The following is a 17,569-nucleotide window of genomic DNA, read 5'->3' on the forward strand; positions in this document are numbered from 1 at the left end:
TGTCATTTTATTATCCCCTTGAGGAATTCCTCCGCATCCTTGTCGGCCTTCATCTGATTGCACAGGCTGCAGGCGCAGACACAATTGTCCGGTGTCGTGTGGCCCCCCTTGGCCCGCGGAAGCAGATGATCGATCGTATCGCCATATTCTCCACAGAAGTAACAGGTATAGTTATCCCGCGTCAAAATATACCTGCGGAAGCCCTTGCTTGTGTACAGCCTGCGGATCGTACGCGGATTCACTACGACGGCCGCATGCTCCCTGACCAGGGTCACGGCCAGTTCCAGGTCCACCTCCTGCTGCCAGCCTCTGCCCCGGTCAGTCCGGCCACGCATGCGGACACGCCCCAGCTGATTGGGCCGCAGCCGGGTCGGATCAGTTGGGTCAGCTGGGCCGAGGCCCGCTGTCTTCGGCTGTCGGCTTGAGACAGGCCGGGACGCCGCGCCCTGCCGCGAGGATCCACTGCCCGGTTGCTCTGCTCCGGGCGAATGCCCTGCTAAAGAGCGCGGCTCACCAGACGGCGGCCTGGAGGCATCCGCCGCTTGGGCAGCCTTCGCAGGCCTCCGCGGCTGACCGGGTCCACCCGCATGTGAATGCGGGAAATCCTCATGCGCCGCCGCTTGAACGGTCTCCTTCCCGGAGGAGGCCGCCTTAAGCTTGCGGCGGCAGGCGCGGCAGGTTCCCCGGCGGGCGCCCGGCTTGCTCCCCCTCCCGGTTCGGCGGAGAAACTCCGTAACCGGCTTCTTTTCCTGACAATGAGCACACTGCTTATATGTAGTCGATTCGTTTGATGTCATTATGTGCGGGGCCATCTATTTGTCTGGATAAGTCCCATTATCCCGCCCCTTTCGTCACCTCATATTGTTCAATTATTAGTGGGGAACTGATTTTGCCGCCCGTCATACCTTGAATTATAGAAGAATGGGTCTCTAACTTATACCACTTTTCCGCACGCTTGAAGCTGTCGCGCGGGTTAACCACATCTTCACTCTGCTCCGCCAGCTAGGAGAACCATGTCCATTCCCATGATGATGAGAACTTCTTGGCTAAAGGATGAATACTGGTATAACTATACTGAGCTGCCCATAAGAGCTATCTTTCCTAATTCCTAGACGAAGATTACAGGATAAGGTTACAGTTCGTATGAAATCCTATCCTATAACACGGGCACAAGAGTCAGCTGTTATACTTTCAGGTCATTTTTGCCCATTTTCAAATATTTCAGAAAACTTATACTTCCCCGGACCTTGCTTGGTTAAAATATACAGCCGAGTGGGTAATGCTTAATTATGCAGGTTTAAGCACACGATGCCTGTGCTGATGGAGGAGGAGTCCAAATTGAAAAGAAATCATACGATTATGCAGTTTTTTGAATGGCATGTAGAGCCGGACGGAAAGCACTGGAATCGGCTCTCGGAGCTCGCCCCCGAACTCAAGGCTGTAGGTATTGATGCCGTATGGGTACCGCCTGTCACAAAAGCAATTACAACTGAAGATACCGGCTACGGTGTTTATGACCTATATGACTTGGGTGAATTCGACCAAAAGGGAAGTGTTCGCACCAAGTATGGAACAAAGGATGAACTGGTCAAAGCTATTGCCACCTGCCAGCAGAATGGAATTCTGGTCTATGTCGATCTCGTGATGAACCATAAGGCCGGTGCGGATGAGACGGAACGCTTTGAAGTGATTGAAGTCGATCCGAATAACCGGACTGAAGAGATCTCCGAACCTTTCGAAATTGAGGGCTGGACCAAATTCACCTTCCCGGGCCGCGGAAATACCTACTCCCCCTTTAAATGGAACTGGAAGCATTTCAACGGAACGGATTATGACAATAAGGAAGGCCGTTCCGGCATCTTCCGTATTCATGCCGAGAACAAGCAGTGGGCCGAGAACGTAGATGACGAATTCGGCAACTATGACTACCTGATGTTCGCGAACATTGATTACAGCCATCCGGATGTACGTCAGGAGATGCTCGAATGGGGCAAGTGGCTCGTGGATACGCTGCAATGCGGCGGTTATCGGCTTGATGCGATCAAGCACATTAACCATGACTTTGTCCGGGAATTCGCAACAGCGATGAAGAAGAAGCGCGGAGAAGATTTCTATATCGTCGGGGAGTTCTGGAAGGATGAGCTGAAGGCGTGCCAGGAATTCCTGAATACGGTCGATTATAAGATCGACCTGTTCGACGTCTCTCTCCATTACAAGCTGTATGAAGCCTCCCATGCGGGGAATTCTTTTGACCTGACAACGATATTCCATGATACGCTTGTTGGCTCGCATCCGCTGAATGCCGTAACTTTCGTGGATAACCATGATTCCCAGCCGAACGAGGCGCTGGAATCGTGGGTGGAGGATTGGTTCAAGCCGAGCGCTTACGCGCTTATCCTGCTCCGCAAGGATGGGTATCCGGTTGTGTTCTACGGCGATTACTATGGCATTGGCGGAGAGCATCCGATTGCCGGGAAGAAGGATCAGCTCGATCCCCTGCTCTGTGCCCGCTATAACAAGGCTTATGGGGACCAGGTGGATTATTTCGACCATCCGAACACCATTGGCTGGGTTCGGCTTGGAGTTCCGGAGATTGAGCGTTCCGGCTGCGCTGTGGTCATCTCCAACGGAGATCATGGTGAGAAGCGGATGAATGTCGGGAAAGATCGGGCCGGGGAAGTGTGGATAGATCTCACGGGAACCCGCGAGGAGCAGATTACCATTGGAGAAGACGGATTCGCCGTCTTCCCGGTTAACGGCGGCAGTGTATCCGTCTGGGCCCAGCCGGATATCGACATCGAACCGGGTGAAGAGATTCAGCCTGATGATCTCATCTGCGGACAGCCAGATGATGGACATTTCGGGCTTGAGGAGCAGGCTTAAGAAAAGGCCGGCGAATGGCTGCAGGGATCGTTCTTGAGATGGTCCCCCACAATGGTCTTGCCAGGATCCTACCCTTCCCCTCTGATTGATTAGCCGCATATCGGGTAAATACTCTATACACTAACCGTAAGGAGTTGTTGAATATGAGTCATGATAACGGGCTTAGCGATAAGATCAAAGGCGGCGTGTCCAAAGCCAAAGGCGAAGTGAAGGACCAGATCGGGAATGCAACAGACAATGCTTCACTACAGGCTGAAGGCAAAGCAGACAAAGTTAAGGGCGCTGTTCAACAAAAAATCGGCGAACTTAAAGACTAAACAAATTCAGCAGCGGCTGAATAGGAAAATCAATATACCCCCGCCCATCTCAATATGGGCGGGGGTATTTGTGAGGTGCAAGACACTTAAATGCAAAGCTTAAAAAGTATAAGACATATATTCTTGAGGGTGATAAGGACAAGGCCGGTCCAGTTTATGGTTTAATTACCATAAAAACAACATTTGGTGAGGTCCTATGAGACTTGTGAAAAACTTCGTTTTTGTTGTTCTAACTTTGGTTGCAGATTTATGGGCTGGTAGTTTCAACCGAGGGGAGTCTTCAGCCTTTACCTAAGCAGAGAGTTCAGCCCCCGCTTCCCGGTTACCGGAAGCGGGTGACTTCGGTATCGGCGAATCAGGATATATCCGGCAGCAGCCAAGAATCCAAGCCCGGCATCCGCGGCGATAAGAAGTTGATAACTCTTCATGTAATCGTACAGTGTGCCGCCAAGCAAGGCTCCCAGAATCCCTCCGCCCTGATGGAATAAGAGCAGCGTTCCTACAAGTCTGCCTTTAATTCCTGCAAGCTGATCCGCGATCATAAGTCCCCCTGGTATTGCCCCCAAGTATGTAACTCCGAAGGTAAAAGCAAAGATCACCGGCGACCAGGAGAAGTGGGCGAACAGCACCACAAAACTAATCACCCTGATCCCATACAGCATGGACATGACATAGGGCTTATTCCACCGATCCAGGAGAAATCCAAAGGCGAAAGAGCCCACAATCTCCATAATGCCTAGAACAGCCATCGCTGCGGCTATAGAGCTTTGCGAAACCCCGGCTTCCTGGTGAATGGCAACAAGATTCATCTCAACAGTTCCCATATTGAACCCGCATGTGAACAACGCGAACCCAATCAAAGCTAGAACCGCAAGCTGGGTTCTCCCGAGATGCCTCAAGCCTTGCGCAGCCATGGATGGCGCAGGCGCTGTTCTTGCTACTCTGCCCTCTGTCCTTGATGCTGTTCCACCAGCTCCGCCCTTGGCTGCTCCGCTCTCTGTCCCTGCTGCCTCTGCTGATGCTTCATTCTTCTGAGGATTTTGGATGAATAATAGAATTAAAGGAAGGGTTACAGCAAGGCCAAGTAGACACGAGGTCAGGAAGGTAACCTTCCAGCTGAGCCAGGAATTCTGCGCGAAGATCGGTGTACATACCGCAAGTCCAATGGAAGAGGCACTCTGGATCAATGCTACCGCCTTGGCTCTGTGCTTACCGAACCAGCTAAAGAGCAGGACATAGGTCGTTGAAGCTCCAATTCCGGCAAGGCCGCTAATCACCCCATACCCGGTGAAGAACAGCAGCGGGTGCTGTCCCAGGCAGACCACCCCGGTACCGGCTATGCTAAGAAGGGTACTGAGCAGCATCACCCTCTTCACGCCAAAGCGGTCAACCAACCATCCCCCCAAAGGTGCACAGAGGGCAGCAATGAGCAGATTGGTTGACCAGGATAATGAGATGAATCCTCTTTCGATATGGAGATCTTCTGATATCTGTATCTGGTAGAACGCCATGATGAACCGGGATAATGCCCCAATGAATCCGACAACCCATAAGACCCCTAGTCCAATCCATACACTGTTGCGGCCTTTGCCCACAGCGTTGTTCAAGCTTTCCAGCAAGCCCTCTCCCCCTTTACTTCTCTATAAAAATTGTGCATGATATAATCTCTTTAGCTCATTCCACCTAGTGGCAACAAAACTCATTACAGCAAATTTCCAAACTAAAGATACCGATCGGTATCTTTATATTAACATAAGAAGACTATTCTTCAATACCATAATTTAACTATCATTTAGATTTACGGAGGGGATACGTCATGACCAAAGGAGAGCAGACTCGTAAATTTATCATCAAGCAGTCCGCGGAGCTCTTTAACCAGCATGGGTATGCAGGTTCTTCACTTTCAGATATCACCCTCGTTACCGGGATTAAGAAGGGTGGGTTGTACCGTCATTTTACGAGTAAGGATGAAATTGCCGTTGAGGCTTTCCAATATGCCTGCCAGGTCGTTGGGGGCAAAATCGGGGAGGCTGTTCAGCAAGGGCATACTTATTACGACAAGCTGATGGCCTATTTTCGTGTCTATGAGCACGTGGTCGAATCGCCACCCTTCATTGGCGGTTGTCCCTTGCTTAATACGGCAGTAGAGTCAGATGACTCCCATCCGCTGCTCCGGTCTAAGGCTCAGGAGAGCTCCAAGAGAACACTCGAAGCGATCAAGGAGATTGTGGAGCAAGGCATGGCTTGCGGAGAGTTTAAGGGGGACGTTGATGCGGAAGCCGTTGCCATGTTCACCCTGTCACTGCTTGAAGGTGGAATCATGCTCAGCAAGCTTGAAGGAAGCAACCGGCCTATGCAGCTCAATATGCAGAGCTATTCCAGCTATCTCAAGCAAATCTGTATTTAAGTAATCGGCACCCATCATTTCCATACTCGGTATACCAAAAACCCGGCTGCGTAGTGATCGTGATCCTACGCAGGCCGGGTTTTCTATGGGATCAGTATTCTCTTATCTTATGTTACTTCACCAATGATTTAACCGCATCATCGATGGTCAGCTGGTTGGCAACCACACCGCTATACAGCCAGCTGCTCGTCCTGCTCATTTCAAATACATGGCCTGCTTTAACAGCCGGAATTCCCTTCCAGATCGGACTGTTCAGTGTGTCATCAGCACCTTGGCCCTTATCGCTGTTCACCAGGAAAATATAATCCGCCTTCAAATCCGCCAGCTTCTCAAGCGTAACCGGATTCCAGCTTGCCCGATCCTTCTCTGGAATATCCGTAACCAGATTAGGTGGCTGAATGCCCAGATCGCCGTACAATACCGATCCGCTGGAGACGGTCTGATCTACAAGATAGAAGTTCTTCTGGGTAAGCCAGAGAATTGCTGCCGTCTTCGTGCCAATAGCAGAGCTGATCTTCTCTTTGGCTTCTTTGGCTTTGGCATCATAGTCGCTGATCGCCTTCTTCGCTTCCTCAGACTTGTTCAGAATCTCACCAATCTTAAGCAGCGCCTGGCGCCAATCCTTGTTGACCGCATCCCCTAATACATAGGTAGGTGCAATCTTATTGTATTGATCATACAGGCCCTTCTGTACCTGGGACTCGGAGCCGATAATGATCAAATCCGGGCTTAGGCTCAGCACCGCTTCAGGCGGCAGATCATAGGAGATGGTTGGAATACCGTTCAAGCTGGTCTGCAGGTACTCCTGAATCCCGTTAGCTACAGACCACTGGGCAACCGGCTTGACGCCAATAGCCGCCAAGTGATCTTCAAGATAGGACGCAAGCACCTTCTGCGGATTAGCCGGGATGGTCACCTTATGACCCATCGCATCGGTCATTAACTTCTCCTTGGACCCTGCGGTATTACCCTCCGAGGCGCTTCCCTGCTCAGCCTTATTCGCAGAACTTTGAGTATCTGCAGCCTTGCTTCCGCAAGCGCCAAGAATCATAGTTAAAGCAAGCAGAACAATGAACAACAGCCCAAATTTATTTCTTCTTTCCTGAAATGAACGAATCATGACTTCCTCCCGAGTGGTAGCTGTAAATAAGCTAATTTATAAAACAATGATAATAATTATCATTATCATTGTCAACCATTTCCCTGCTCCATAAGCCGCAGTCTGACCGTCAACTCCTATGATCCCATATTATTTGAATGCGAAAAACTGCACTCCACAAAAAAGTTATTTAAATTTGTATAACTATACTTTACTTTTTTAAAAGTATAAGTTACAATAAAGGTGGAAGGAGTTGTAAACATTGGAAAATACACCAGATTCTATTGTTAATAAAGTGTATGAATACAGAGTACTAAAAAAGATGTCTCAAAGCGAGCTTGCCAATGTCGTTGGAGTATCCAAACAAACCATATTCGTAATGGAAAAGAACAACTATTCACCATCCCTACTGCTGGCTTACAGAATTGCCAATTTTTTTGGAGTAAGTATTGAAGAAATCTTCGCCTATAAAGAAGGGGGTCAACAAAATGATTAGTAACTTGGATACGTGGTTAGACAATGGCAGCAACTTCAACTTGTTTATTGGAATTGTTACTTCAATTGGAATACTAAGTATGATTATATATACTTACTTCCTAAATAAGATTGGCAAAAAAGATGAATACAGTCTGCAAATCCGACTAAATGTGACAAATAAGATGTTCATATCGCTCGCGATTTTATTCATAGCTTTTATCTTTGTGGCTCCAAATGGTCTCGCGCACTATAAACAACTTATTTCCATGTGCATATCAATTACAGTTCTAGTTGGTGCTGTATCAGCTGCATACTATTACATTAGAGATTTCAAAAATTAAGGTGTAATTCGGGCAGATTTACTTGTAACTGTCAAAAGAAAATAGAGTTCTAGACTAAAAATAAATTGTTAGACTGACAATGCTTCGTTAAGCTAACAGGCAGGTTAACATATGAAAGGAAATGATCAAAATGATAACTAAGTCTATCTCAGATATCCATAACGCAATTTTTTCCCCTTTAAAATTTTGGGCTGAACAATCTACGGGAAATTGGAATATTCTCATTGGAGTTGGTTTTTTACTGGTTATGGGCAGTGTGATTTTTGCCTATGTATTTTATAAGAAGATTGGGCAAGACGACGAACGAACAAATAAAATCTTTTTAAAAAGCGGTTCCTGTATGCTGTTGGCAATTATTCTATGTGACATGATTTTTCCTAAAGATGATATGTGGACCATCTTTTTCTTGTTCAAATATACGCTGGCATTTTTAGCAGGGGGGATTTACCTAGCCGTCCAATATAAAAAGGATTTTTTATAAGGAAAGGTCGGGGAACGAGACTCAACCAAGGATGGAGGATTAGACAATGCTAGTAAATATGCTAACTAAGCAATATGGAAATTCAATAGTTTTAAACTGTCTTTAGACTAACGGGGAAACGTTAGTTGAACGACAACAGCGGCAGTCTAATACTTTATTTTCACCGACAATAACACTAAAAAATTCCAATTCCCCCTTGCAAAATGAACCATGTGTCATTTATATTAATGACACATGGTTCATTTATTTTATTCAGAAAGGGGATTGTCATGTCTCCCAAAATTTCAGACGAAGTCAAAGAACAGCGCAAACAGCAGATTCTAGGTGCAGCTGAACAGGTCTTCATACGCACGGGCTATGAGCTGGCTACGATGAAGAATATTGTTGAAGAAGCGAATATGAGTCGCGGCTGGATTTACCTGTATTTTCAGACCAAGGAAGAGATCTTTGAAGCCCTAATCGCCAAATACGATCAGGAGAACGAGAGAATATTTAGTGAATTGATGGCCAATTCCTCAAGCATCTGGGCAGCACTTGAGATGCTGCTGGCCGAGCAGAAGAAAAGCATGATGACCATAGAGAAAAGCCTGGCTTCCGCCTACTATGAGTATTTCCTCTCGGGTTACCGCGACAAGGACAGGCGGTTACGCCTTATTCGGCACTATGAGACGGCACTCAGCAATATCATTCGTCTTCTCGAGTCGGGGATCGCCAAAGGCGAATTTCACCCCACTCTGCCAACTGAGCTCATCGGCAAGATCATAACTTCGAATTTGGAAGGTATCATGACTCTGTCCATGGCTGTCGGTGCAGAACAAGCGGAGGCCGCCGCACAGATCGATGCCCTGATTCCCTACTTCAAGATGCTGCTGGGCGTTAGCGAAGAATCAAGCTAAAGCAAGTTCATTTCGTTAATAAAGGAGCCCATCATTATGCAGTTGTTCAAAAACTTAACGTTCACCAAGATGTTCCTCGCGAACTTCACCTCCCAGCTGGGTACCGTGGTTGGCAATATGGCTTTTGTCTTCTACCTGCTGGATCACTTCAGCAATCAGCCTGTCTACGCCACGGTTGCCGAGCTGATGTACTCCCTCCCCACCCTCGCAGTCTTCTTATTCGTGGGCGTACTGGCCGACAAGCTGGACCGCAAGCGGATCGCGATGAACAGCGATTGGATTCGGGCTGGACTTACCGTATTGCTTCTTATAGCCGTTCACCAGGAGTGGATTATAGCGGCCTTCAGCATTCTGTTCCTACGCAGCGCTGTATCCAAATTCTTCGTGCCGGCCGAGACGAGTCTGCTGCAGGGCATCATGAAGGAGGATCAGTATGTCCAGGCAGCTGGCCTGAATCAATCGGTGACGGGGATCTTCATGCTGTTCGGAACAGGCCTCGGATCGATATTTTACACCTACCTGGGCATTGAAGGTGCCATCATGATTGATGGAGTCAGCTTCCTCATCTCAGGGCTGCTCATTGCCAGATGTAAGTTCGAACCCGAAGTTCGGCTTCCGAACGGCCCAGCGAAGCTTGGCGATCTGCATATTCGCAGCATAGCCAAGGAGTTCTGGCAGGGCCTGACGTATATCCGCAGCAATCGGCTCTTGATGGCTATTATCTCCGGCTTTCTGGTATTCGGTCTGATCAACGGGGTATTTGCGGTTCTGCCTATATTTACGATGAGATATAAGCTTAGCCCCGAGCATTATCAAACTTATTCTGCCCTGATCACGGTCTTCCTCGGAATCGGATTCCTGATTGGGAGCTCTGTGGGACCTCTATTGATCAAGAAATTCTCCAAGGTATCTGTCTTGATTACAGGTCTCATCCTGTCTGCGGTATTCACACTTCTTCTCGGTTTCATATCTGAAATATGGATCTATCTCGTGCTTGTCCTTATCGTCGGATCTATTCTCGCCCCCGTCAACGTGGTCTTCGGCGGATGGCTGCCCGAACTCGTAGAACCGGGAAGCATGGGCCGGGTCAGTGCATGGATTGATCCTCTAATGATGCTGGGCCAATCCGTCTCCCTGGGGCTTTTGGCGATGGCTTTCCCAAAATATGTATCCATCGATATGCTGTACGTCCTGCTGGGAATCTGTATTCTGGCTGTCAGCTTATACTATTGGTTCGTGCTTCCCTCTCTTGACCGAAGACACCGGGCAGCGAAGCCTCAAGCACACGCTGCATCGGTATCCGCTGAGTAAATAACCTCCAAGCGATTCAACTACCGGGGCCTGTGGTAAATAATCGGGGCCGGGATACAGATAGCTGGCTTACTTCAGCTGAATATTACGAGAAAAGCCTATATGTGTCGATTTCGTGCTTTTCAGCTAAAACTAAGGTTCGGCGCATATAATGATCATAAGCTGCAACAACGGAGCCTGAACAGGAGCTCGAGAAGGTTGTAACTTTTACCGGAGTCATTCGTAATATACACCATGACGTTGTCGCCCTTATCTAAGCCATCGACCTTGCCCTGTACATACAACCAACCCCGAAAAGAGGTTATTACCAAATGCATCCAAAGCGTATTATTATAAGTGGAACCATTGCCGTAGTCGTTACGATAAGCACGGGCTTGCACAGTGAGAAAATATATGCCAGCCCGCTTGTTAAACTTATTAGCATCAATCTCGATAAAATTAAGCCCCAGCTCAATAAGAGCCAGGCCCAGGCCGATCTGCCTGCCGGAGATCCGCTTCATGCGGCGCTCGGCACCTCATCTGACGAGGAACTGTACCAAGCCGTATACAGCGGTCAATCGCTGGCGCAAATTGCAAGTGCTAATCAAGGTGACACTCAGCGGGTCATTGACCTTCAGCTTGCAGAGCTCGAGCAGCAGCTGGATGAACGGCTTGCAGCCGGCAGCCTGACCTATGAGCAGTATGAGGCCCAGAAGGCTGAGCTGCCCGCCATTGTGGCAAGCAGCGTGTATGGCCAGCGGTATAGCTAGATTTATTCCTATGTGGTCCGCTTGGCAGTTCAGGCGGCCGGAGGCATCTAATTCAGAGCGTGTAGCCTGGAGGCAGACTCCGCTTAATATCTGTACAGCAAGAATCCCCAGCCTACACCGGCTGGGGATTTTTTTCCTACTGCTAATTTGTTCTAGGATTCCATATCCACATATAACTGACCGTGCTTGCCGTAATTGTCCGGCGCCAAATCCTCAAAGAAGATAAACACCTTGTCAGCCGGGATACCCATCGTCTCCCCAGCCGCCTCAGTCACCCGCTTAATGAACTCACGCTTCTGCTCTTTGGTCTTGCCTTCAAGTATTTTTACCGTTATAAATGGCACCTTCATCCACCCTTTCAGTTACAGATTCATGAGGAAGCTCAATCAAGCCGGCTTTCCACAACATGCAGACCATCGGCAGCTCCTACTCTAGGTTTGCATGCCTTCCGAACATCTTGCCCGAGCTCTGACCTTTCTTCTCCATTAACCGTAAAATCAAGGCATCAAAAAAGATTAGCAGCATCTGCTCGAATAACGAGCCCATCGGCTGAATGCTTCGGCCCGTCCCATCTGCTTTATCCTTCACTACACCTGGAAGCTTCACCGTAATATCAGATAATACGCCCAGCGTGGAATCCGGATTAATTGTAACAGTAACCAGCGTTCCACCAAGCGACTTCGCTTTCTCTGCCATAGGCAGAAGGCTCTTCGTCTCTCCTGAGCCCGATCCGATTAACAGTATATCCCCTTCTTCAAGTCCAGGTGTGGAGGTCTCTCCAACTACATACGCAGGAATACCCATATGCATCAGCCGCATGGCGAAGGCACGGGTCATCAATCCAGACCTACCCGCACCAGCAACGAACACACTTCCTCCAGCTAGAATTCGCTCTGCAAGAAATTCAGTCTCCGCAGCGGGCAGGTGATCCACTGCCTGCTCTAGTTCACGAATGATCTTGTTAGCATAATTGATCATCCTCATCGCTGGTCTTAGCCTTGGCTGATGAGTCTTTTCATTTCGGCAGCTGTGGCCTTCTTGTCAGCTTCTCCGGTAATTCCGCCGCCAACAATAATCAGGTCAGGCTGTGCTTGAATCACTTCTGGCATAGTGCTCAGCTTGATGCCTCCGGCTACAGCTGTTTTGGCCTGCTTGACCACTGACTTGATGGTGCGAAGATCCTCGAATGAGCTTTTGCCAACTGCCTGAAGGTCATAACCCGTGTGCACGCAGATATAATCTACGCCCAGTTTGTCCACTTCTTCCGCTCTCTTGGCAATATCGCTGACATTGATCATGTCGATCAGAATTTGTCTGCCTTGTTTCTTAGCTTCTGCTACCGCACCTTGGATAGTCTCGTCGGTTGTTGCACCCAGAATCGTGATGATGTCTGCCCCAGCCTCAGAAGCCTTCATGACTTCGTAACCACCTGCATCCATAACCTTTAAGTCAGCCAAAACCTCAAGCTGTGGAAATGCGTCTTTAATGGCTTTTACAGCGTGAAGACCTTCGTTGATCACGATAGGTGTCCCGATCTCAACCACATCGATATCCTCTTGAACTTCTGCCACAACTTCCAATGCTTCAGGTATATTTACAAGATCAAGCGCTAATTGTAATTTCATGAATAATTCCTCCCAGGGTATATGATTGTATGATGGCTCTTGATCCACACCTGCTTACTATGTCTTGGATCAGAATCAAGTATTCCAGCAGAACTCAATATAGCATCCTGGGTATCATTGATGTAAGTAGGCACTTTAAAAGCATATAGTGTCGTGAATGATACTGTTATGATATACTCCTGTCATGAGGTGATAGTAATGGCAAGAGATTATGACAGAATGTACAATTGCGAGAAGGAAGTAACCTTGTCCGTCATCGGCGGCAAATGGAAAATGATTATACTATGGCATCTCGGAAAAGAAGGGACCAAAAGGTTCAACCAGCTGAAATCCCTGATTCCGGATATTACCCAGCGCATGCTCACTACACAGCTCCGGGAACTTGAAGAGGATAAAATTATTAATCGGAAGGTCTATCCGGTCGTTCCGCCTAAGGTGGAATATTCGCTTACTGAGTATGGAGGAAGCCTGATTCCCATCCTCGATCTGATGTATGACTGGGGCAAGAATTATATTAGAGATGCAATGGACAATAAAGTGAATATACGGGAGTAGCTCCTATGAAAGATAGACAAGCCCAGCCAAGATGGCCGGACTTGTCTATTCTTCTTCCTGTACATGCTCCGCGTCCCATTGATACACGGCCAGATCCACACGATGGCCCATCAGCAGCTCAACGCCCTCACTCTCCAGCAGCAGCATCTGAAGCGACTTCGATTCGTCCTCCTTCAGAGCAATCTCCCCCGCCTTGTTGACCACCCTGTGCCAGGGCAGCTGATGTGCGCCGCTCATGGAGTGAAGAATCCTCACAACCTGTCTGGCTGCCCGCGGCGAACCCGCACAGGCTGCAATCTGGCCATACGTCATAACTTTCCCCTCTGGAATGGATTGAATAACCTGAATAATCCGGGCCGTGAATGGAGTCATCGAATTTCACCTGGTTTCTGTATTAAAATAAAGGATATCTAATTGGAATGGTAGCCCATTTCCACGGGAAATACCACTTCAAAAGGCGCCTCTAGTTGATAACTTAAGCCACCTTAATTATCCTTAGAGGTATGCTAGACCCTCAAACTACGACTGGAGATGAAGGAAATGAAAGACGAAATCATTGAACGGTTCACTTCCTATGTGAAAGTAGATACTCAATCCAGCGAGGACAATGAGTCGTGTCCGTCCACGCCCGGACAGCTGACCCTTGCCCATATGCTGGTTGATGAGCTGAAATCCATCGGAATGACCGAGGTTACTATAGACGAGAATGGTTACGTTATGGCCACACTCCCATCCAACACCGATAAGAAAGTACCCACCATCGGGTTCCTAGCCCATGTGGACACCGCCACTGACTTCACGGGAGCAGGAGTGAACCCCCAGATCAGAGACAATTATGACGGCGGAAATATCACCCTGAACGAACAGCTGAATGTCGTGCTCTCTCCGAAGGAGTACCTTCAGCTGTCCAATTACATCGGGCATACCCTGATTACCACGGATGGAACTACCCTGCTCGGGGCCGACGACAAAGCCGGGATTGCGGAGATTATGACCGCGATGGCCTATCTGATTCAGCATCCGGAGGTGAAGCATGGCACGATACGGGTGGCTTTTACCCCTGATGAAGAGATTGGCCGGGGCCCTCACCGCTTCGATGTCGAGGCCTTTAACGCGACCTATGCCTATACGATGGACGGCGGACCACTAGGGGAGCTTGAGTATGAGAGCTTTAATGCGGCCGCCGCCAAAGTCACCTTCAAGGGTAACAACATCCACCCGGGTACTGCGAAAGGGAAGATGATCAATTCCGCCAAAATCGCGATGGAGTTCAACCGCCGCCTGCCTGCTAGCGAAGCGCCCGAATTCACGGAGGGCTACGAGGGCTTTTATCACCTGCTGTCCGTGAATGGTGACGTGGAATCAACAACCCTGTCCTACATCATTCGTGACTTTGACCGCGCGAAGTTTGAGGAGCGCAAAGCAATGATTCAAATGCTGGTCGAGGAATTCCGGCAGACGTATGGGGTTGACGGTGTCCTGCTGGATATGAATGACCAATACTACAATATGAGAGAGAAGATCGAGCCCGTTAAAGAGGTTGTCGATATAGCCTATCAAGCGATGGTGAATCTCGGCATCGAGCCGGATGTGAAGCCGATAAGAGGCGGTACCGACGGTTCCCAGCTGTCTTATATGGGCCTGCCTACTCCGAATATCTTCACCGGCGGAGAGAATTATCATGGCAAATTTGAGTTCGTCTCCGTAGACAATATGATCCAGGCCGTCAAGGTGATCGTTGAAATCGTACAGCTATTTGAGGAAAAAGAAGCCTAGCTCTACCCATAAATAGCCACCACTCCGTGTGACTTTCTCTGCTATTTATGCGGGTCACCACTGAACTGCAATAAGCCGCCGGATATCCGGGCGGCTTATTGCTGTCTCAGACGTTGGCATTTCGATGATTCCTCAAAAATACCTGGAACATGCCCAGAACACTGACATACTTGTGTCAGGATTGGCTGCTTATAATAGACATATGAACCATTAAAACATGATCTAAGGGGGAGTCGGGTATGAATAACAAACAAACATTACGGGGATTTGCGACTATCAGTTACTGGGCGGATGATGTGGAGAAGGCAAAAGCTTGGTACTCGGATCTGCTGGGCATCGCGCCTTACTTCGAACGCTCAGGGCCAGATGGTCAACTGGTCTATGCGGAATTCCGCGTTGGGGACTATCAGCATGAGCTGGGCCTGATCGATCGCCGTTATGCTCCTGCTCAGGCAACGGCTGGCCCTGGGGGTGCCATCATGTATTGGCATGTGGATGATATAGAAGCGACTCTTGAGACTCTGAAATCTATGGGGGCGGATGAGTACGAACCGCTGATATCTCGGGGGGATTCAGGATTTATCACAGCTTCCGTCACAGATCCATTTGGTAATGTGCTGGGGATTATGCACAATCCGCACTATCTGGAAGTGCTGAATTCTTAATTAGAATAGGTTGAACTTTTGAGACTTACACATAAGGCAGCCGTGTGAAACGTTCTTACGTTCGCTGCTCTTCCCAGATTTCCTAATTAAATTTATAAGGTGGAGATCCGGGCACAAAGAATATGCTTCCGATACAGCTTTCTTTCAGAAAGCTTGTAGCTGAACGCTTCGCTTCTCCAGAATCATTTCCCACTCTTGCCTATAGGCGATTCTCAAGTTCAACCTATGTAGAGAAATAGAGTCATGGGCTCTCGGCTATTCCCGTGAATACTGAAACAGCGGTAGTCAAGGCTTGATATTCTCCCGCCTGCTGCCGCTGTTTCGATAATTGAACTCATTTTAACTTTGTCTGGCTTGAATGGGTCTGCCATTGAGCACCCGATTCACGCCCCTAACGCTTGAATCAGTCGTTCCTCCTGCAGCAGATGATGACGATAATGCATCTCGGTGAGGGCGAACCACTCCATTGCGGATAGAGCGCCCAACCTTGGATGTGCCGCCTTATGGTAATCGTCGGATTCATTCATCCGTGCCTCAAGCTCCTCCATCTTCGCCGCCGCCTGATGCAGACCCGCGGTAAGCTGCTCCTTGCTCTCAGGCTGAGCAGGTGTATATTGAGGGGAAGGTGGGACCTGGATCTTCACAGGCGGGAAGCCTCCGATTTCAAAAATCTTGGCGCCTGCCTCCGTCTTGGCTGGCTCATCGAATGGATCCCCGTTCCCCGACAGACAACGCTCCGCGTTCTTCAGCTGCATATGTAAAGCGGTTCCGATCAGGTGCATATACATCTGCCCGAGTGACCACTCGCCCTCTGAGGGTATCCACTGGAGCTGCTGCAGACTGAGACGCTCTACATTCTCCAGATAGTGGCTCGTTAACTGCTTCAAATCCTGCACAATGACCGGCGTATTCTTTATATTCATGCGTTAAGATGCTCCCTTCTTTATGAAAGAGCCTGGATCCGGATCCACAGCTCATCTTCCTGATCTAAATATAAATCATTGCTCCTGACAGCATTATGTCAGTAGTGTTTTAGTATTTTTAAAGCCTCTTCACGAACACGGATTCTCAGCATTTCCGGCTCCAGCACGTTCATGTTCCCCCCGTAGCTCATAATCCAGGACAGAACATCCTCTGGTCTTCGGACACGCAGGGTCAGGATCAGCGAGTCCTCCTGCTCCTCTATACGGTCCAGATAGAAATTGCCTGTCTCCTTAAGATGATCCGCAATCGCCGGGCTGGCCTGAACGATAACCACCTGATTCCTGTCATCAGGAGGTGAGTAAGCCTGTAGATCAAATTCAGCGGGCAGATGGAACCTCTCCTCCAGCAGAGTGAGATCTGTTATCCGGGAGACTCTGAAGTGGCGGATCTCCTGCCTGAGCTCACAGTAGCCTAGCAGTATCCACTTGCCTTGAACAAGCATCAGACCGTAGGGCGAGACAATCCGATCACTGCGCTGTTCATGGTGGGTTCCTGGAGTTATCCGCATATACTTAAGACGTACCTTCCGCTGCTGCAGAATAGCGAGGCGAAGCTTCCCAAGTGAAGCATACTCCCCGGATGTCTCCCCCCCGGACTTCGAGAGCAGCCGGATCGTCGCTCTTACCTTCTCGGCTTCAGAGCGTATATTCTCCGGGAGAATGGCCTCAATCTTTCTTCGTGAGGTCTCGGCCCGGCTCCCGTACATATCATCGAAGTACCGTCCAATAAAATCTGTCCCGATCAGAAGAGCGACCGCTTCCTCGGAAGTGAAGCTCACCGGAGGCAGGAAATACCCCTCCATCAGGGAATAACCCATGCCTGGCTCGCCGATTACAGGCACTCCTGCCTCACTAAGTGCCTGCATATCCCGGTAGATCGTCCGGACGCTGGTCTCAAATTCAGCGGCTAAGTCCTCCGCTCTCAGGCTTTTTCTGGATTGAAGGATAAGCAAAATGGCTAACAGACGGTCTGTTTTGTTCACAACTATCCTCCTTGCTCTTTG

20 protein-coding genes are annotated in these 17,569 nt (G+C 48.9%); 11 read left to right on the top strand and 9 right to left on the bottom strand.

All coding sequences use genetic code 11. The annotated features are described in order from the left end of the window. Nucleotides 1-2: 2 nt before the first annotated feature. Nucleotides 3-797: an HNH endonuclease gene (locus ACRRNK_RS21035; protein ID WP_433944539.1), complete on the bottom strand. Its 795-nt coding sequence runs from the start codon at nt 795-797 to the stop codon at nt 3-5. A 541-nt stretch (nt 798-1,338) separates the two neighbouring features. Here ACRRNK_RS21035 and ACRRNK_RS21040 point away from each other — a divergent pair. Together ACRRNK_RS21040 and ACRRNK_RS21045 are read left to right on the top strand one after the other, a co-directional pair. Continuing rightward, the gene (locus ACRRNK_RS21040; RefSeq protein WP_433944540.1) at nt 1,339-2,883 is read left to right on the top strand and encodes an alpha-amylase; all 1,545 of its coding nucleotides are present in this window, start codon (nt 1,339-1,341) and stop codon (nt 2,881-2,883) included. A 143-nt stretch (nt 2,884-3,026) separates the two neighbouring features. Then, nucleotides 3,027-3,200 (top strand): CsbD family protein, encoded by a 174-nt coding sequence (locus ACRRNK_RS21045; RefSeq protein ID WP_433944541.1) that lies wholly within the window; start codon nt 3,027-3,029, stop codon nt 3,198-3,200. Between the two features lie 287 nt (nt 3,201-3,487). Here the strand turns inward: ACRRNK_RS21045 and ACRRNK_RS21050 are convergent, their stop codons facing one another. Further along, on the bottom strand, nt 3,488-4,807 hold the full coding sequence (locus ACRRNK_RS21050) for an MFS transporter (protein WP_433944542.1): 1,320 nt from the start codon (nt 4,805-4,807) through the stop codon (nt 3,488-3,490). Nucleotides 4,808-5,016: 209 nt separating this feature from the next. Here ACRRNK_RS21050 and ACRRNK_RS21055 point away from each other — a divergent pair, with 209 nt between their 5' ends. After that, on the top strand, nt 5,017-5,607 hold the full coding sequence (locus ACRRNK_RS21055; protein WP_433944543.1) for a TetR/AcrR family transcriptional regulator: 591 nt from the start codon (nt 5,017-5,019) through the stop codon (nt 5,605-5,607). Between the two features lie 112 nt (nt 5,608-5,719). Here ACRRNK_RS21055 and ACRRNK_RS21060 read toward each other — a convergent pair whose 3' ends face one another. Beyond that, on the bottom strand, nt 5,720-6,727 hold the full coding sequence (locus ACRRNK_RS21060; protein ID WP_433944544.1) for an iron-hydroxamate ABC transporter substrate-binding protein: 1,008 nt from the start codon (nt 6,725-6,727) through the stop codon (nt 5,720-5,722). 241 nt (nt 6,728-6,968) lie between these two features. On the opposite strand from ACRRNK_RS21060, the gene ACRRNK_RS21065 reads away from it, so the two are divergent. The 5 genes from ACRRNK_RS21065 (at nt 6,969) to ACRRNK_RS21085 (ending at nt 10,961) form a co-directional block, all read left to right on the top strand. Continuing rightward, on the top strand, nt 6,969-7,202 hold the full coding sequence (locus tag ACRRNK_RS21065) for a helix-turn-helix transcriptional regulator (RefSeq protein WP_433944545.1): 234 nt from the start codon (nt 6,969-6,971) through the stop codon (nt 7,200-7,202). Nucleotides 7,203-7,654: 452 nt separating this feature from the next. Continuing rightward, nucleotides 7,655-8,005 carry a DUF2178 domain-containing protein gene (locus tag ACRRNK_RS21070; RefSeq protein ID WP_433944546.1) on the top strand — a complete coding sequence of 117 codons (351 nt, stop codon included), beginning with the start codon at nt 7,655-7,657 and terminating at the stop codon, nt 8,003-8,005. Nucleotides 8,006-8,274: 269 nt separating this feature from the next. After that, complete coding sequence (locus ACRRNK_RS21075) at nt 8,275-8,901, top strand: TetR family transcriptional regulator (RefSeq protein ID WP_433944547.1); 627 nt, start codon at nt 8,275-8,277, stop codon at nt 8,899-8,901. Between the two features lie 36 nt (nt 8,902-8,937). Further along, on the top strand, nt 8,938-10,212 hold the full coding sequence (locus tag ACRRNK_RS21080; RefSeq protein WP_433944548.1) for an MFS transporter: 1,275 nt from the start codon (nt 8,938-8,940) through the stop codon (nt 10,210-10,212). Nucleotides 10,213-10,523: 311 nt separating this feature from the next. Further along, entirely contained in the window at nt 10,524-10,961 is a 438-nt protein-coding gene (locus tag ACRRNK_RS21085; protein ID WP_433944549.1) for a hypothetical protein, read from the top strand. Between the two features lie 152 nt (nt 10,962-11,113). Here ACRRNK_RS21085 and ACRRNK_RS21090 read toward each other — a convergent pair whose 3' ends face one another. The 3 genes from ACRRNK_RS21090 to hxlA all read right to left on the bottom strand — a co-directional run bounded on the left by ACRRNK_RS21090 (nt 11,114) and on the right by hxlA (nt 12,586). Further along, complete coding sequence (locus tag ACRRNK_RS21090; RefSeq protein ID WP_433944550.1) at nt 11,114-11,305, bottom strand: 2-hydroxymuconate tautomerase; 192 nt, start codon at nt 11,303-11,305, stop codon at nt 11,114-11,116. Nucleotides 11,306-11,387: 82 nt separating this feature from the next. Beyond that, the gene (gene hxlB / locus ACRRNK_RS21095; RefSeq protein ID WP_433944551.1) at nt 11,388-11,945 is read right to left on the bottom strand and encodes a 6-phospho-3-hexuloisomerase; all 558 of its coding nucleotides are present in this window, start codon (nt 11,943-11,945) and stop codon (nt 11,388-11,390) included. Nucleotides 11,946-11,953: 8 nt separating this feature from the next. Continuing rightward, nucleotides 11,954-12,586, bottom strand: coding sequence for a 3-hexulose-6-phosphate synthase (gene hxlA / locus ACRRNK_RS21100; protein WP_433944552.1), 633 nt, complete (start codon nt 12,584-12,586; stop codon nt 11,954-11,956). A 198-nt stretch (nt 12,587-12,784) separates the two neighbouring features. Here hxlA and ACRRNK_RS21105 point away from each other — a divergent pair, with 198 nt between their 5' ends. Beyond that, the gene (locus ACRRNK_RS21105) at nt 12,785-13,141 is read left to right on the top strand and encodes a winged helix-turn-helix transcriptional regulator (protein WP_433944553.1); all 357 of its coding nucleotides are present in this window, start codon (nt 12,785-12,787) and stop codon (nt 13,139-13,141) included. A gap of 45 nt (nt 13,142-13,186) precedes the next feature. Here ACRRNK_RS21105 and ACRRNK_RS21110 read toward each other — a convergent pair whose 3' ends face one another. Continuing rightward, nucleotides 13,187-13,513 (bottom strand): MGMT family protein, encoded by a 327-nt coding sequence (locus ACRRNK_RS21110; RefSeq protein WP_433944554.1) that lies wholly within the window; start codon nt 13,511-13,513, stop codon nt 13,187-13,189. Between the two features lie 168 nt (nt 13,514-13,681). Here ACRRNK_RS21110 and pepT point away from each other — a divergent pair, with 168 nt between their 5' ends. Both pepT and ACRRNK_RS21120 read left to right on the top strand, forming a co-directional pair. Beyond that, nucleotides 13,682-14,917 (top strand): peptidase T, encoded by a 1,236-nt coding sequence (gene pepT / locus ACRRNK_RS21115; protein ID WP_433944555.1) that lies wholly within the window; start codon nt 13,682-13,684, stop codon nt 14,915-14,917. Nucleotides 14,918-15,156: 239 nt separating this feature from the next. Then, nucleotides 15,157-15,582 carry a VOC family protein gene (locus ACRRNK_RS21120; RefSeq protein WP_433944556.1) on the top strand — a complete coding sequence of 142 codons (426 nt, stop codon included), beginning with the start codon at nt 15,157-15,159 and terminating at the stop codon, nt 15,580-15,582. Between the two features lie 383 nt (nt 15,583-15,965). Here ACRRNK_RS21120 and ACRRNK_RS21125 read toward each other — a convergent pair whose 3' ends face one another. Together ACRRNK_RS21125 and ACRRNK_RS21130 are read right to left on the bottom strand one after the other, a co-directional pair. After that, complete coding sequence (locus ACRRNK_RS21125; protein WP_433944557.1) at nt 15,966-16,505, bottom strand: DinB family protein; 540 nt, start codon at nt 16,503-16,505, stop codon at nt 15,966-15,968. 98 nt (nt 16,506-16,603) lie between these two features. Continuing rightward, nucleotides 16,604-17,548: a helix-turn-helix transcriptional regulator gene (locus ACRRNK_RS21130; protein WP_433944558.1), complete on the bottom strand. Its 945-nt coding sequence runs from the start codon at nt 17,546-17,548 to the stop codon at nt 16,604-16,606. Between the last annotated feature and the right edge of the window lie 21 nt (nt 17,549-17,569).

Origin of the sequence: Paenibacillus sp. SN-8-1, from assembly GCF_050995535.1 — a bacterium.
Taxonomy (GTDB): Bacteria; Bacillota; Bacilli; order Paenibacillales; family Paenibacillaceae; genus Fontibacillus.